The 14,882-nt window shown below is 66.0% G+C and carries 15 protein-coding genes; 10 read left to right on the top strand and 5 right to left on the bottom strand.

The window, feature by feature from the left end; all coding sequences use genetic code 11:
* The coding region (locus tag E6C48_RS00005) for a hypothetical protein (protein ID WP_206086417.1) at positions 1-307 on the top strand (307 nt) is incomplete at its 5' end.
* Between the two features lies 1 nt (position 308).
* On the opposite strand, the gene E6C48_RS00010 is transcribed toward E6C48_RS00005, so the two are convergent.
* Positions 309-1,154 (bottom strand): MurR/RpiR family transcriptional regulator, encoded by an 846-nt coding sequence (locus E6C48_RS00010; RefSeq protein ID WP_136353941.1) that lies wholly within the window; start codon positions 1,152-1,154, stop codon positions 309-311.
* 353 nt (positions 1,155-1,507) lie between these two features.
* On the opposite strand from E6C48_RS00010, the gene E6C48_RS00015 reads away from it, so the two are divergent.
* The 5 genes from E6C48_RS00015 to E6C48_RS00035 all read left to right on the top strand — a co-directional run bounded on the left by E6C48_RS00015 (position 1,508) and on the right by E6C48_RS00035 (position 7,235).
* Positions 1,508-3,130, top strand: a complete 1,623-nt coding sequence (locus E6C48_RS00015) for an ABC transporter substrate-binding protein (RefSeq protein ID WP_136352703.1) — start codon at positions 1,508-1,510, stop codon at positions 3,128-3,130.
* Between the two features lie 67 nt (positions 3,131-3,197).
* The gene (locus E6C48_RS00020) at positions 3,198-4,178 is read left to right on the top strand and encodes an ABC transporter permease (RefSeq protein WP_136352705.1); all 981 of its coding nucleotides are present in this window, start codon (positions 3,198-3,200) and stop codon (positions 4,176-4,178) included.
* Positions 4,175-5,119, top strand: coding sequence for an ABC transporter permease (locus tag E6C48_RS00025; protein WP_136352707.1), 945 nt, complete (start codon positions 4,175-4,177; stop codon positions 5,117-5,119). The genes E6C48_RS00020 and E6C48_RS00025 overlap by 4 nt, the downstream gene beginning before the upstream one ends.
* Positions 5,116-6,171 (top strand): ABC transporter ATP-binding protein, encoded by a 1,056-nt coding sequence (locus tag E6C48_RS00030; protein ID WP_136352709.1) that lies wholly within the window; start codon positions 5,116-5,118, stop codon positions 6,169-6,171. Before E6C48_RS00025 ends, E6C48_RS00030 begins: the two co-directional genes overlap by 4 nt.
* Positions 6,168-7,235: an ABC transporter ATP-binding protein gene (locus E6C48_RS00035; protein WP_136352711.1), complete on the top strand. Its 1,068-nt coding sequence runs from the start codon at positions 6,168-6,170 to the stop codon at positions 7,233-7,235. Before E6C48_RS00030 ends, E6C48_RS00035 begins: the two co-directional genes overlap by 4 nt.
* 8 nt (positions 7,236-7,243) lie before the next feature.
* Here E6C48_RS00035 and E6C48_RS00040 read toward each other — a convergent pair whose 3' ends face one another.
* The 4 genes from E6C48_RS00040 to E6C48_RS00055 form a co-directional block, all read right to left on the bottom strand.
* A complete protein-coding gene (locus E6C48_RS00040) occupies positions 7,244-8,407 on the bottom strand; it encodes a M20 aminoacylase family protein (protein WP_136352713.1) in 1,164 nt (387 codons plus the stop codon).
* Between the two features lie 147 nt (positions 8,408-8,554).
* On the bottom strand, positions 8,555-9,763 hold the full coding sequence (pcaF, locus tag E6C48_RS00045) for a 3-oxoadipyl-CoA thiolase (RefSeq protein WP_136352715.1): 1,209 nt from the start codon (positions 9,761-9,763) through the stop codon (positions 8,555-8,557).
* Complete coding sequence (locus tag E6C48_RS00050) at positions 9,756-10,559, bottom strand: CoA-transferase subunit beta (protein WP_136352717.1); 804 nt, start codon at positions 10,557-10,559, stop codon at positions 9,756-9,758. Before E6C48_RS00050 ends, pcaF begins: the two co-directional genes overlap by 8 nt.
* Positions 10,556-11,413: a CoA transferase subunit A gene (locus E6C48_RS00055; RefSeq protein ID WP_136352719.1), complete on the bottom strand. Its 858-nt coding sequence runs from the start codon at positions 11,411-11,413 to the stop codon at positions 10,556-10,558. Before E6C48_RS00055 ends, E6C48_RS00050 begins: the two co-directional genes overlap by 4 nt.
* Positions 11,414-11,537: 124 nt before the next feature.
* On the opposite strand from E6C48_RS00055, the gene E6C48_RS00060 reads away from it, so the two are divergent.
* The 4 genes from E6C48_RS00060 (at position 11,538) to E6C48_RS00075 (ending at position 14,877) form a co-directional block, all read left to right on the top strand.
* On the top strand, positions 11,538-12,305 hold the full coding sequence (locus tag E6C48_RS00060; RefSeq protein ID WP_136352721.1) for an IclR family transcriptional regulator domain-containing protein: 768 nt from the start codon (positions 11,538-11,540) through the stop codon (positions 12,303-12,305).
* A gap of 198 nt (positions 12,306-12,503) precedes the next feature.
* Entirely contained in the window at positions 12,504-13,343 is an 840-nt protein-coding gene (locus E6C48_RS00065; protein WP_136352723.1) for a transporter substrate-binding domain-containing protein, read from the top strand.
* Between the two features lie 101 nt (positions 13,344-13,444).
* Entirely contained in the window at positions 13,445-14,167 is a 723-nt protein-coding gene (locus E6C48_RS00070) for an ABC transporter permease (RefSeq protein WP_136352725.1), read from the top strand.
* Between the two features lie 5 nt (positions 14,168-14,172).
* Positions 14,173-14,877 carry an ABC transporter permease gene (locus tag E6C48_RS00075; protein WP_136352727.1) on the top strand — a complete coding sequence of 235 codons (705 nt, stop codon included), beginning with the start codon at positions 14,173-14,175 and terminating at the stop codon, positions 14,875-14,877.
* Positions 14,878-14,882: the final 5 nt, after the last annotated feature.

A 14,882-nucleotide genomic window follows, 5' to 3' on the forward strand; every position in this document is an offset into this window, starting at 1 on the left:
GCACAGGCCGCAACGAGCAAGAAGGAGAAAGCCGCCCCTTGACCAAAACCTAAGACCCAAACCATACATGAAGGCGGGTCACTTCTCGGCGAAAATCCCGGGTCAGCTCTCAGCGGAAATCAACAGCATGCCCTCGTTCAGCGTGATCGGACCCCTAGGGCCGCCGGTCGCTCGCTATCGGTTGCTAAGAGAAGCAGATTTCTTGCTGCTTATCAATGAAATTGAGATTTCATACGCAGCAAAGATGCACGGCAGTCGACCGGGCGCGAAAAACGGCCAGTTCCTTGGTCGCCGTGGACTGCTGTGACCTAAAGCTCGCCGATGATCTCGTTGGCGGCTTCGATGCGGCTCAGCCTTGCGCGCCCCTTGGTGACGGCCAGCTCGATCGTGCGCATCACCAGCACGTGACAGAGCGCCATCACGGACACATGATTGAACAGCGGCCCCGTCGACGCTGTCTGGCACCGGAAATGCCAGCGCGCGCGGCGGTCCGGCTCCAGGCCTTCGTCGGTGACATAGGCAAGGGTCGCCTTTGCCGAGGCGACGCAGTCGAGAAGCGCGTCGGTGGCCGCGACCCGGCGACGGAGGCCGAACACGACGACACAATCGCTTGGGACGATGCTGGCGAAATGTTCGCCAAGCGTTTCGCCGCCGCCGGGTATGGCTACGACGTCCTCGATCACCTGCGTCAGTTGCCAGCGAAAATAATTGGCGAAAGGGTGACTGGCGCGAAAGCCCACCACCCAGACCTTGCGCGCCGCCAGCATCGCCTGCGCAAGGGCGTCGATCTCGGCCTGCACGATCATACTGAAGGTCTGGTCGAGGTTGGATTTGCTTTGCTCCACCGCCGCGAGCAGCGAAGCTTCCGCACTGGTCATTTCGGGATGGCTGAGGAACAGGCGCGAGCCCGAACGCTGTTCCTGGCGGGCATGGCGGCGTGCCTCCTCGTAGTTGGTATAGTCGAGCCGCCGCACGAATCTCGAGACAGTCGCCTTGGATACATTTGCGAGGCGGGCGAGTTCCTGGGCATCGTAGCTGGCGAGTTCGCCTGGAAAATCGCAAAGGAACTCGCCAAGCCGCCGCTCGGCGGGATGCAGCGACGGAAGGGCAGCCCTGATGCGACTGAGAAAAGACCTGTCCGGCGCCGGCGCCATCACCGCTCCTGAAATTCCAGTTTCGTCACAGCTATTGCAGTTTCTCCTGAAATGGAAGCAGGAGCCGTCGATCCGTCCGGGCATCCGGCCGAGAGCCGGCTCGCCACCCAAGCCGACGAGCGCAGGGCCGAACACGCCGAAAAACGCGACGGCGTAATCGTCGAACGGGTTGCCGTTGATTGAACGATCCACGCTTTCGAGAAAACGACTGTATCGACATACGATACGATCAATAGCATTGTGCAGACCCTTGTGGGGAGCGCAGGCTTGGGTGTTCGGCCCTGCCGGGGTTTCCCGACGTGTCTTTCCATGCAACAAAAAGCCAAAACAAGATCATGATGAGGAGGTGGAGCATGTACCGACAATCCCTGTTTGGCAGAGCCGTGGGCGGAGCGATCCGCGCAGGCATGGTCGCCGGCGCGCTGGCCGCCGCGACGCTCGGCGCCCATGCCGAAGGCAAGACGCTGCGTTTCGCCTTCCAGGGCACGCTCAACGCGCTCGATCCCTATTCGCTGAACGAGACCTTCACGTTGGGCATGCTCGGCAACGTCTATGAGGGCCTGACCAAGCGCGACAAGGATCTGAAGATCATCCCCGGCCTTGCCGAAAGCTGGGAGACGATCGACCCGCTGCACTGGCGCTTCCATCTGCGCAAAAACGTGACGTTCTCCAACGGCGACGCCTTCAACGCCGACGACGTGCTGTTCTCGGCGGAACGGGTGCGCGCCGACGGCTCAGACCTGAAGACGCGCATCCCTGCCGATTCGGAGTGGAAGAAGGTCGACGACTATACGGTCGACGTCACCCTCAAGACGCCCAATCCCATTCTCTTCGCCGAGTGGGACACCTGGTACATCATGGACAAGGAATGGGCCGAGAAGGAAGGCGCGACCAAGCCGGTATCGGCCAAGGACACCAACCCCGGACCCGCCGCCTACAAGGCCAACGGCACCGGCCCCTTCACGATCGAAAGCCATGAGCCCGGCGTCAAGACCGTGTTCAAGCGTCGCGACGGCTACTGGGGCGAGAAGCTGATCGACACCAATCTCGACAGTGTCGTCTTCACGCCGATCGCCTCCGATTCGACCCGCGTCGCGGCCCTGCTTTCCGGCGATGTCGATCTGATCGAGCCGGTCCCGGTGCAGGATATCGATCGCGTCAACAAGGACCCGAACACGGCGGCGCTGACCGGGCCGGAACTGCGCGCGATCTTCCTGAACATGAACCAGATCCGCGACGAACTTCCGACCTCGAACGTCAAGGGCAAGAACCCGTTCAAGGATCCGAACGTGCGCAAGGCGTTCTACCAGGCGATCGACATCGAAGCGATCGACAAGCGCGTCATGCGCGGCCTTGCGACGCCGATCCCGCTGCTGATCGCGCCGCAGCTCTATTCCGCGCCGGACCTCAAGCGCTGGCCCTACGATCCGGAAGCGGCCAAGAAGCTGCTGACCGACGCCGGCTATCCCGACGGCTTCACAGTCGGCATGGATTGCCCGAACGACCGCTACGTCAATGACGAGCAGATCTGTCAGGCCGTGGTTTCGATGCTCGCCAAGATCGGCGTCAAGGTGAACCTCAACGCCCAGCCGAAGGCGAAATACTTTGCCAAGGTTCTGGCGCCCGGCGGCTATGACAACGACTTCTCGCTTCTCGGCTGGACGCCCAGTTCCTTCGATTCGTGGAACGTCTTCGTCAGCCTGGCGACCTGCCGCGACGCGACCGGCAAGGGCGGCCCGTTCAATCTGGGCGGCTACTGCAATCCGAAAGTCGACGAACTGGCCAAGCAGATCGTGGTCGAGACGGATGTGGACAAGCGCAACCAGATGATCCACGACGCCTACAAGATCCTGCTGGACGACACCTCGCACATCCCGCTGCACCAGCAGTCGCTGGCCTGGGGCAAGCGCAAGAACCTGGACATCGTCCAGCGCTCCGACGACCAGGTGCTGTTCTACTGGGCGAAGCTGAACTAAGCCCCATGGGAAGCCACCCGCCCGGGTCGAAGGCCGATCCGGGCGGCACAGTCAGCGGGGTTTCTTGATGCTCGCTTTTGCCATCCGGCGCCTGATTCAGGCGGTCGGCGTCATGCTGGTAGTGGCGCTGATCTCGTTCCTGCTGTTCCGGTTCGTCGGCGATCCGGTGAATCAACTCGTCGGCGTCGACACCACGCCCGAGCAGCGGGCGCAACTGCGTCAGGACCTCGGCCTCAACGACCCGGTCTATGCCCAGTTCGGGCGCTTCGTCGGCAAGGCCGCCCGCTTCGATTTCGGCATCTCCTATCAGATCAAGCAACCCGTTGCCGACCTCATCGCCTCGCGCCTGCCGGCGACGCTGGAACTGTCGCTGGTCTCGGCGGTCTTCGCGCTGCTGGTCGGCCTGCCGATGGGTGTCTATACCGGCCTCTATCCCCAGACGCTGCTGTCGCGCCTGTTCCTGGCGCTGAGCCTCACCGGCATTTCGCTGCCGACCTTCCTGATCGGCATCCTCCTGATCTTCATCTTCTCGGTCAATCTCGGCTGGCTGCCGTCGTTCGGGCGCGGCGAGGTTGTCACCATCGGCGGCTTCTGGACGACAGGGCTGCTCACTCGCTCGGGGCTAAGCTCTCTCATTTTGCCGGCAATCACGCTGGGCCTCTTCCAGATGACGCTGATCATGCGACTGGTGCGCGGCGAGATGCTCGAAGTGCTGCGCACCGACTACATAAAGTTCGCGCGCGCCCGCGGCCTGTCGAGCCGGGCGATCAATTTCGGCCATGCACTGAAGAATACGCTGGTCCCGGTCATCACCATCACCGGGCTGCAGATCGGTTCGATCATCGCTTTCTCGATCATCACCGAGACGGTCTTCCAGTGGCCGGGCATGGGGCTTCTGTTCCTGCAGGCGGTGCAGAACGTCGATATCCCCATCATGGCCGCCTACCTGCTCTTGATCGCGTTCCTGTTCACGATCATCAACTTCATCGTCGACCTGCTGTACGTCGCCGTCGACCCGCGCATTCGCATCGGAGGTGCCGGGGCGTGACCGACGCGATCAGGGTCAAGGAAGAACAGCCGGGCGTGCTCAGCCGCATTCTGCGCAGCGATCTTTTTTATTCGTTCCGCCGCTCGCCCATTACGGTGATCTCGGCGGCCGTGACGCTGGTGCTGATCCTGGCGGCACTGTTCGCGCCGTGGATCGCGCCGCACGATCCGTTCGACCCGGCCTCGCTCGACATCATGAACAGCCTCCTGCCGCCGCAATGGACGGCCGACGGCCAGGCCGGCTTCCTGCTCGGCACCGACGACCAGGGCCGCGACGTGCTCTCCACCATCCTCTACGGCATGCGCATCTCGCTCGCCGTCGGCTTCGCCAGCGTTGTTCTCGCCATGGCGCTCGGCGTAACGCTGGGGCTGATCGCCGGCTATGTCGGCGGTATCACCGACACCATCATCATGCGCGTCGCCGACGTGCAACTGACCTTTCCCGCGATCCTGACGGCGCTCTTGATCGACGGCGTGGCGCGCGCGCTGGCCGGCCCGCAGGCCTATGAGGAAATCGTCTTTTTCGTCCTGGTCCTGTCGATCGGGCTCTCCTTCTGGGTGCAGTATGCGCGCACGGTGCGTGGCTCGGTGCTGGTCGAGGCGAATAAGGAATACGTGCTGGCCGCGCGGCTGATCGGGCTGCGCTCGTCCGCCATCATGTTTCGCCATGTGTTGCCCAACGTGGTCGGCCCGGTGCTGGTGATCGCCACCATCAACCTGGCGCTCGCCATCATCACGGAGGCGACGCTGTCCTTCCTCGGCGTCGGCGTGCCGCCGACCCAGCCTTCGCTCGGCACGCTGATCCGCATCGGCAACGACTATCTGTTCTCGGGCGAATGGTGGGTTACGATCTTTCCCGGCATCACGCTCGCCATTCTGGCGCTGGCGGTCAACCTTCTGGGCGACTGGCTGCGCGACGCGCTGAATCCGAAGCTCAGATGACTGCTACGCTCTCCGTCAGGAACCTCCGGGTCGAGATACCGACGCGCCACGGCGTGTTGACGGCGATCGACGATCTTTCCTTCGACATCGCGCCGGGCGAAGTGCTGGGCGTCGTCGGTGAATCCGGCGCCGGCAAATCGATCACCGGTTCGGCGATCATCGGCCTGCTCGATCCGCCGGGCCGCATCGCCGGCGGCGAGATCCTGCTCGGCGGCGAGCGTATCGACAACCTGGCGCCACCGGCCATGCGGCGCGTCCGGGGCAAGCGCATCGGCATGATCTTCCAGGACCCGCTGACCAGCCTCAACCCGCTCTACCGTGTCGGCGACCAGCTTACCCAGACCATCCTTACGCATGAAAAAATGACGGCGAGGGCGGCGCTCGACAAGGCCGAGCGCCTGCTGGTGGAGGTCGGCATCCCGGCCGCCGGGGCGCGGCTTTCCTCGTACCCTCATCAGTTTTCCGGAGGCATGCGCCAGCGCGTCGTCATTGCGCTGGCGCTGGCGGCCGATCCTGAACTGGTCGTCGCCGACGAGCCGACCACGGCGCTCGACGTCTCGGTGCAGGCGCAGGTCATTTCGCTGCTCAAGCGGCTGTGCAAGGACAGGGGTGCCTCCGTCATGCTGATCACCCATGACATGGGCGTCATCGCCGAAACGGCCGACCGCGTCTGTGTCCTCTATGCCGGCCGCCTGGCGGAGATCGGCAAGGTACGCGATGTCGTCAAGCACCCGCAGCACCCTTACACGCATGGCCTGATGACGGCGATTCCGTCGCTGAAAGGCGACCCGGACGCCCGGCTGGAGCAGATACCGGGATCGATGCCGCGCCTCGGCGCGATACCCGAGGGCTGCGCCTTCAATCCGCGCTGCGGCTTCCGTTTCGAACGCTGCCGGGCCGAACGACCTGCGGCATACCCGACGTCCCGCAGCGAGGCTTCCTGCTTTCTGCTCGACGCGGCGGGTGCGGCACCGCCGCCCGAAACGGCCGCGGCGGCACGCGCCGCCGGCATCGAGGTTCGCGCCGGTGCGCCGACAGGGGCGGACGCATGAGCGCGGCCGAAACCCGGACCGCGCGGCCGGCCATCTCCCCGCCGGATACCGCGCCGCTTGTTGAGATCGAGGGGCTGGGCCGCGTCTTCGACCTGTCCAAGCGCTGGCTCAACCGTGTCCTCGACGGCAGCGGCAAGGTGATGCTGACGGCGGTGGACGGCGTCAGCCTGTCGATCGAGCGCGGCGGAACCTATGCGCTTGTCGGCGAATCCGGCTCGGGCAAGTCGACCATCGCCAAGATGGTGGTGGGCTTGCTCCCGCCGACCAGCGGCAGCGTGCATATCGCCGGCGCCGACATCTGGGCCGAGCGCGGCCTCGCGCGCCAGCGCCAGTTGCACCGCCGCATCCAGATGATCTTCCAGGATCCCTATGCCAGCCTGAACCCGCGCTGGCGCGTCGGCTCGATCCTGGCCGAGCCGATCAAGGCGTTCGGCCTGGCGGCCGATGCAGCCGCCCGCGAGGCGCGGGTGGGCGAACTCCTGTCGCTGGTCGGCCTCGACCCGCGCGACTCGGCCAAGTTCCCGCATGAATTCTCAGGCGGCCAGCGCCAGCGCATCGCGATCGCCCGCGCGCTCGCCTCCGAGCCAGAATTCATCGTCTGCGACGAGCCGACCTCGGCGCTCGACGTCTCGGTGCAGGCGCAGGTGCTCAACCTTTTGCGCGACCTGCAGCAGCGGCTGGGCCTGACCTACCTGTTCATCAGCCACAACCTCGCCGTGGTGCGCCATATGGCGACCCGCGTCGGCGTGCTCTACCTCGGCCGGCTGGTCGAGGAGGCCCCCGCACGCGAGCTCTTCGCGGCGCCGAAGCATCCTTATACGAAGATGCTGCTCGACGCCGTACCCGATATCGGCATGGAGGGCGTAGAGCGCCCGTCGATCGCCGGCGAAATCCCGAATCCGATCAATCCGCCGTCGGGCTGCCACTTCCACCCGCGCTGCCCGCACGTCATGCCGCAATGCCGGACCGTCGTGCCGCCGTCCTATGCGGTCGGCGATGCGAAGGTTTTGTGCCACCTCTACGACGGAACGGACCACGCGGGAACCGCGCGATCCGCGCCCTGACCGCCGCCTCAGTTCGCCGGCAGAGCGGTCTCCACCAGCTTCGCCCAGTAGGACGCACCGATCGGGATGATCTCGTCGTTGAAATCGTATTCGGGGTGGTGGAGGTACTGTGTGTCGCCCTGGCCGATATAGATGAAGGCGCCCGGCCGCGCGTCGAGCATGAAGGAGAAATCCTCGCCGCCCATCACCTGCGGCGTGTTCATGTCGACCCTGTCCGAAACCAGCCGCGCCACCTTGCCGGCGAACTCGGTCTTCTCGGCATTGTTCGACAGCACCGGATAGTGGCGCTGGTAGTCCAGCGTCGCTTTCGCGCCGAAGGCGGCGGCTGTGTGCTCGATCACCTCGCGCATGCGGACTTCCAGAATATCCTGCACCTCGGAGGACAGCGTGCGCGCCGTGCCGGTCAGCCGCGCCGTCTGCGGGATGACGTTGAAGGCGTCGCCGGCCTTGAAGGTGGTGACCGAGATCACCGCCGCCTCGACGGGATCGACATTGCGCGACACCACCGATTGCAGCGCCGTCATGATGTGGGCGCCAACCAGAGTCGTGTCGATGACGCGCTGTGGCCTGGCGGCGTGGCCGCCCTTGCCCTCGATGTCGATGATGAACATGTCGGCGGCGGCCATCATCGGGCCGGGCCGGATCGAGAACTGGCCGAAGGGAATGCCCGGCGCGTTGTGCATGCCGTAGACCTCGTCGATCGCGAAGCGCTCCATCATGCCGTCGTTGACCATTTCGCGCCCGCCGCCGCCGCCTTCCTCCGCCGGCTGGAAGATGACGACCGCCGTGCCGTCGAAATTGCGCGTCTCGGCGAGGTAGCGCGCAGCACCCAGCAGCATGGCGGTGTGGCCGTCATGGCCACAGGCGTGCATGACGCCCGCCGTCTTCGACCTGTAGGGACGCTCGACGACCTCCTGGATAGGCAGCGCGTCCATGTCGGCGCGCAGGCCGATAGTCCTGCCGCTTTGGCTCTTGCGGCCTTTGATGACGCCGACCACGCCGGTGCGGCCGATGCCGGTGACGATCTCGTCGACGCCGAATTCCTTCAGCTTCTCAGCCACCAGCGCCGCCGTGCGATGCACCTCGAACTGGAGTTCGGGGTGGGCGTGGATATCGCGCCGCCATCCGGTGACGTCGTCATGGAAATCCGCGATCCGGTTGATGATCGGCATAAGTTTCTCCTCGGTCGGTTTTTGCGGCGGGCGGGAAACGGCAACAATGGCGGTTCGGCAAGGTCGGCGCAACCCGGTCGCGAAGCCGGCCGCTCGCTTCGCTTACGCCTACGTCGGGGCCGGTCTGCGCGGCCAGCCGGCGGCCGCTCAGACCTTGCCGAGAGCCAGCGAGATGCCCTGGCCGACGCCGATGCACATGGTGGCGAGGGCCAACTTGCCGCTCCGGTTGTGCAGTTCCAGCGCCGCGGTGCCGGCGATGCGGGCTCCCGACATGCCGAGGGGATGGCCGAGCGCGATGGCGCCGCCGTTCGGGTTCACGTATTCGGCGTCTTCCGGAATGCCGAGATCGCGCAGCACGGCAATGCCCTGCGCGGCGAAGGCTTCGTTCAGTTCGATGACGTCGAAGTCGGCGGCCTGCAATCCCAGCCGGGCGCAGAGTTTTTTCGTTGCCGGCACCGGGCCGTAACCCATGATGCGCGGCGCTACGCCGGCGACCGCGCCGCCGAGGACGCGGGCGAGCGGCGTCAGCCCGTATTTGCGGACGGCGGCTTCGGAGGCGACGATCAGCGCGGCGGCGCCGTCGTTGACGCCCGACGCATTGCCGGCGGTGACGGTGCCGCCTTCCTTTTTAAACGGCGTCGGCAGCCTGGCCAGCGCCTCGACGGTGGTGCCGGCGCGCGGGTGCTCGTCCTGCGCGACGACGACGGGCTCGCCCTTGCGCTGCGGAATGGTGACGGCGACGATCTCCTCCGCCAGTCGGCCGTTGGCTTGCGCGGCTACGGCCTTCTCCTGGCTGCGCACGGCGAAGGCGTCCTGATCGGCGCGGCCGACGGAAAATTCCTCGGCCACGTTCTCGGCCGTCTCGGGCATGGAATCGATGCCGTATTGCTGCTTCATCAGCGGGTTGACGAAGCGCCAGCCGATGGTGGTGTCGTGGATCTCGGCCTTGCGGGAAAAGGCGGCATCGGCCTTGGGCATGACGAAGGGGGCGCGGCTCATCGATTCGACGCCGCCGGCGATCACGAGGTCCGCCTCGCCGGCCTTGATGGCGCGGGCGGCGATGGTCACGGCATCCATGCCCGAACCGCACAAGCGGTTGACGGTGCTCGCCGGAACCTCCTGCGGCAGGCCGGCGAGCAGCAGCGCCATGCGGCCGACATTGCGGTTATCCTCGCCCGCCTGGTTGGCGCAGCCGTAGACCAGGTCGTCGACGGCGGTCCAGTCGACCGCCGCATTGCGCTCCATCAGCGCCCGCAGCGGCACGGCCGCGAGGTCATCCGTACGGACCGGCGAGAGCGCCCCGCCGAAGCGGCCGATGGGGGTGCGGATATAGTCGCAGATGAAAGCCTCAGCCATCCTTCGAGCCTCGCTTGCCGGCACTGGCGCCGGCCTTGTGTGCCGCCTCTGTGCGCGCCTTCAGGTCGCGCAGCGTTTGCAGTTCCAGCGCCGTCGGCGCCAGCGTTTCCTCGACCGTGGCGGCGAACCGGACGGGCCAGCCGCATGTCTCCTGCACCTGTTCACGGGTGACGCCCGGATGCAAGGAGACGACGGTGAATTCCTTCGTCGCGGGGTCGGGTTTCCACACGGCAAGATCGGTGACGAGCAGTGTCGGGCCGGCCGTGTCGATGCCGAGGCGCTTGCGGTGGTCGCCGCCCTCGCCATGGCCGAAGGAGGTGAAGAAGTCGATCCGGTCGACCATGGCGCGCTTCGACTGCGCCATGGTGATGAAGATCTGCTGCGCCGACGTTGCGATTTCGGGCGCGCCGCCGCCGCCGGGAAGGCGTGTCTTCGGCCGGGCGTAGTCGCCGATGACGGTGGTGTTGATGTTGCCGAACCTGTCGATCTGCGCGGCGCCCAGGAAGCCGATGGTGATGCGTCCGCCCTGCAGCCAGTAGCGGAACATTTCCGGCACCGAGACGGTGGTGACGGCGGTTTCGCACAATTCGCCGTCGCCGATGGACAGCGGCAGCACGTCCGGCGCGGTGCCGATGGTGCCGGATTCGTAGATCAGTGTGATGCCGGGCGCATGGGTCAGGCGCGCGACGTTGCAGGCGGCCGACGGCGCGCCGATGCCGACGAAGCAGACGTCGCTGCCCTTCAGGGCGCGCGAGGCGGCAATCGTCATCATCTCGTTGGCGGTGAAGGCGCTCATGCGGCTTTCCTCAAGTGCGCGACGCGGGCGGCGAAGGCGTCGGCGCCTTTCTCCAGCACGTTTTCCTGCATCCACGCGCGAAAGGTCTCGCGGTCGGCGGCGATGCGGTCCCATTCCAGATAGGCGGCGTTGTCGCGGTCGTAGTAGCCGTGCGCGTAGGAGGGATGCGAACCGCCCGGCACGACGGCGATGGCGGTGACGGTCCATGACGGCAGGACGGTCAGGTTGGGATGCAGGCCGGCGAAGTCGTCGACCACTTCCTCGACTGTCACCACGGCCCGCTTCGCCGCCAGCACGACCTCTTTCTGGATGCCGATGATGCCCTCGACCAGCACGTCGCCGCGCCTGTTCGCCTTCTGCGCATGGATGAAGGCGACGTCCGGCCGCAGCGCCGGCACCGCCGCCAGTGTCTCGCCGGTGAAGGGGCAGGCGACCGAGCGGATGTTGGGGTTGACCTCGGCGAGCCCGGCGCCGCGATAGCCGCGAAAGATCGCGCAGGGCAGGCCGGCGGCGCTCGCCTCGTAGGCGTTGGCCATGGCCGCGTGGCTGTGCTCCTCGATCTCCAGCGGGCGCGGATAGCCGTTCTCGACGGCGTCGCGCAGCCGGCGCAGCAGGCCGACGCCCGGATTGCCGGCATAGGAGAAGACCAGCTTCTTCGCCATGCCCATGCCGATCATCTGGTCGTAGATCAGGTCGGGCGTCATGCGCACCAGCGTCAGGTCCTTGAAGCCCTGGCGGATCGCTTCGTGCGCGGCGGCTGTCGGAATGAGATGGGTGAAACCCTCGAAGGCGACTGTATCGCCGTCCTTCAGGTTTTCGGCGACCGCCCGTTCCAGCGGCATGAAACTGGTCAACTCCCGATCCTCCGCGTAAAAGTTCGTATTGCGAACTTATGTATTATATCTGATATTAATGGATGAGGCCGCCCACGGAGTCAATTCGGCGGGACGGGTTCGGTGCCGTTCGGAGAACCTGACCATGCACGAGACGCCGGCTGCCAAGGATCATGTGGGCTCGCTCCAACGAGGGCTTGGCGTCGTGGAAATCCTCGCCGCCCATCCCGGCGGCCTGACGCTGACGGAAACCGCCGAAAAGGCGGGGCTGACGCGCGCCGGCGCACGACGTTTCCTGCTGACCCTGGTGGCGAGCGGCTACGCCACGCAGACCGGCCGCATCTTCACCCTGTCGCCGCGCCTGCTGTCGCTGGCGCGGACGTGGCTGCAGGGCACGTCGCTGTGGGCGTTCGCCGAGCCGTTCATGCGCCGGACGGCGGTGGCGCTGGGAGAATCGTGTTCGGCAGCGGTGCTGGCCGGGGAGGACATCGTCTATGTCGCCCGCGTGCAGGGGCCGAGCATCGTCAGCCTCGACCTGCATGTCGGCGCCCGGCTGCCGGCTCATTGCACGGCCATGGGTCGCGTGCTGCTTTCGGCGATGGATGCGGGCGAACTCGACAGCTTCCTCGCCGGCGCCCGCCTCCTGCCGAGGACGGACAGGACGGTCACCGACCGCAAAAGGCTGGCCGACATCGTCGCCGGGGTGCGTCGCGACGGCTATGCGGCGGTGGACGAGGAACTGGAGGTCGGCCTGCGCTCGTTCGCCGTCCCCCTGCGCGATCGCTCGGGCAGGATCGTCGCCGCGCTCAATGCCTCGACGCAGTCGGCGCGCCATTCGGCGGCGGAGATGCAGCGCCTGTTCCTGCCCCGGCTCCAGGAGACGGCGGCCGGCATCGAGGATTTCTTCGTCTGAGGCGCTGTCCACCCGGCGCGGATTCTGAACGGCTACAGGCTCGTTGCCGCGCGCTGCCTCTTGCGCCGGACAAAGCGCCTCTCATAAGGTGCCTGCCAAACCCCGGCGGCAACGGCCGCCGCGACGACCGGAACCATATCCGGCGCCGGGTATCCAATCGGCCATCGGGCTTGTGGCCGGTCCCAGAGGAGACACTCCATGAAATTCCGTAACTTCATCGTCGCCGGCGCCGTTGCGCTCGCCGGCCTCGCCGGTCCCGCCTCCGCCAAGGAGTGGAAGACCGTGACGATCACGCTGGAAGGCGCCTACGCGCCGTGGAACATGACCAATCCGGACGGCACGCTGGGCGGCTTCGAGCCGGAACTGGCCAAGGTGCTGTGCGAGCGCGCCAAGGTCGAATGCAAGCTCGTCGCTTCCGACTGGGATGGCATGATCCCGGCGCTCAACGCCGGCAAGTTCGACATCATCATGGACGCGCTGTCGATCACCGACGAGCGCAAGCAGGTGATCGACTTCACCATCCCCTATGCCGCCACGCCCGCCGCCTTCGCCACCACCAAGGACAACGCGCTGGCCAATGCCGCCGGCACCGGCACGGAAGTGCGGATGGATGTCGGCCAGACCGGCGTGAAGGAAGTCGACGCGCTGAAGGAAGCCTTCAAGGGCAAGACCATCGGCATCCAGGCGGCGACCGTCTACGCCAAGTTCATCTATGACAATTTCGGCGATACCGCCACGGTGCGCGAATACAAGACCGGCGCCGACCGCGACATCGACCTGCAGAACGGCCGCATCGACCTCGGCTTCGACGACAGCGTCTATTTCCAGAGCGCCTTCGACGCCGCCAAGGGCGAACTTGCCTTCACCGGTCCGCAGATCGTCGGTCCGATCTGGGGTGCGGGCGAGGGGCTCGGCGTGCGCAAGTCCGACACCGACCTGCGCGACATGTTCAGCGCGGCGATCAAGTCGGCGCTGGAAGACGGCACGGTCAAGACCCTGTCGGAAAAGTGGTTCAAGACCGACGTTTCGCCGAAGTAAGGTCTGCCACCGGCTTGTGCGGCTCATGCGGAGGGCGTGAGCCGCACGGCCGGGTATAGAAGCCGGCCACAAAGGCTGGCCGCAGAGGGGAGGGCGCTGCCATTTCGACACTGGAACTGCTGGGCTTCGGCTCCACGGGATGGGGCGCGCTGCTTCTCGTCGCCGCCGGCGTGACGCTGGCGGTGACGGCGGTGGCGCTGCTGATCGGCGCCGTGCTCGGCGCCATCGTTGCGGCGGCGAAGCTGTCCGGCAACCGCGTGCTGGTTTTCCTGGGCAGCGTCTACACCACCATCTTTCGCGGCGTGCCGGAACTGCTCATCATCTATCTCATCTATTTCGGCGGTTCCTCGGCCGTCACCGCCATCGGCCAGGCGATGGGCTACGAGGGCTTTCTCGGTCTGCCGTCCTTCGCCGCCGGCGCGCTGGCCGTCGGCATCATTTCCGGCTCCTACCAGGCGGAAGTTTTTCGCGGCGCCTACCTCGCCGTCGCCAGGGGCGAACTGGAGGCGGCCTCTGCCATCGGCATGAGCCGTGGCCTGCGTTTCCGGCGCATCATCATGCCGCAGGTGCTGCGCTATGCGCTGCCCGGCTTCGGCAATGTCTGGCAGCTGAGCCTGAAGGATTCGGCGCTGATCTCGGTGACGGGGCTGGCCGAACTGATGCGCACCAGCCAAGTGGCCGCCGGCTCGACGCGGCAGTATTTCCTGTTCTTCATCGTCGGCGGCGCGCTTTACTTGATCCTTACCAGCTTGTCCGACCAGGTGTTCAACCGGGCCGAGCGGCGGGCCAACCGGTCCATGCCGTCAGCGATGGGACAGGTGTGAGCGCCATGGATATCGAGTTCCTTTCCTCGACCATGGTGACGCTGCTCAAGGCGCTGCCGGTGACACTGGCGCTGTTCGCGCTTTCGGTGTCGATCGGCTGCGTGCTGGCGCTGGTCATCGTGTGGATGCGCGTCGGCGGCAACCGCTACCTCGCCGGTTTCGCCAAGGGCTACATCTTCGTCTTTCGCGGCTCGCCGCTGCTGATCCAGATGTTCCTCGTCTTCTACGGGCTGGCGCAGTTCGACTTCATCCGCAACGGGCCGTTGTGGCCGCTGCTGCGCGAGCCGTTCGTCTGCGCGGTCCTGTCGCTGGCGCTGTGCACGGCCGGCTATTCGGCCGAGATTTTTCGCGGCGGCATCCGCTCCGTGCCGCCGCGCGAGATCGAGGCGGCGCGCGCCATCGGCATGTCGGGCTTTTTGCTGGTGCGCCGCATCATCGCGCCGATCGCGCTGCGCTTCGCACTGCCGGCCTATTCGACCGAGGTGGTGCTGATGATGAAATCGACCTCGCTGGCCAGCCTCGTCACCGTCTGGGAGGTGACCGGCGTGGCGCAGCGGCTGATCTCGCACACTTACCGCACCATGGAGGTGTTCCTGTGCGCGGCGATCATCTACCTGGTGCTGAATTTCATCGTCCTGCAGGCCATGGCGCTGCTCGAACATTTCCTCTCACGCCACCTGCGCGCCGCGCCGCCGGCGGCGAAAGCGTAACGGAG

Origin of the sequence: Ollibium composti (assembly GCF_004801285.1) — a bacterium.
Lineage (GTDB): Bacteria > Pseudomonadota > Alphaproteobacteria > Rhizobiales > Rhizobiaceae > Mesorhizobium > Mesorhizobium composti.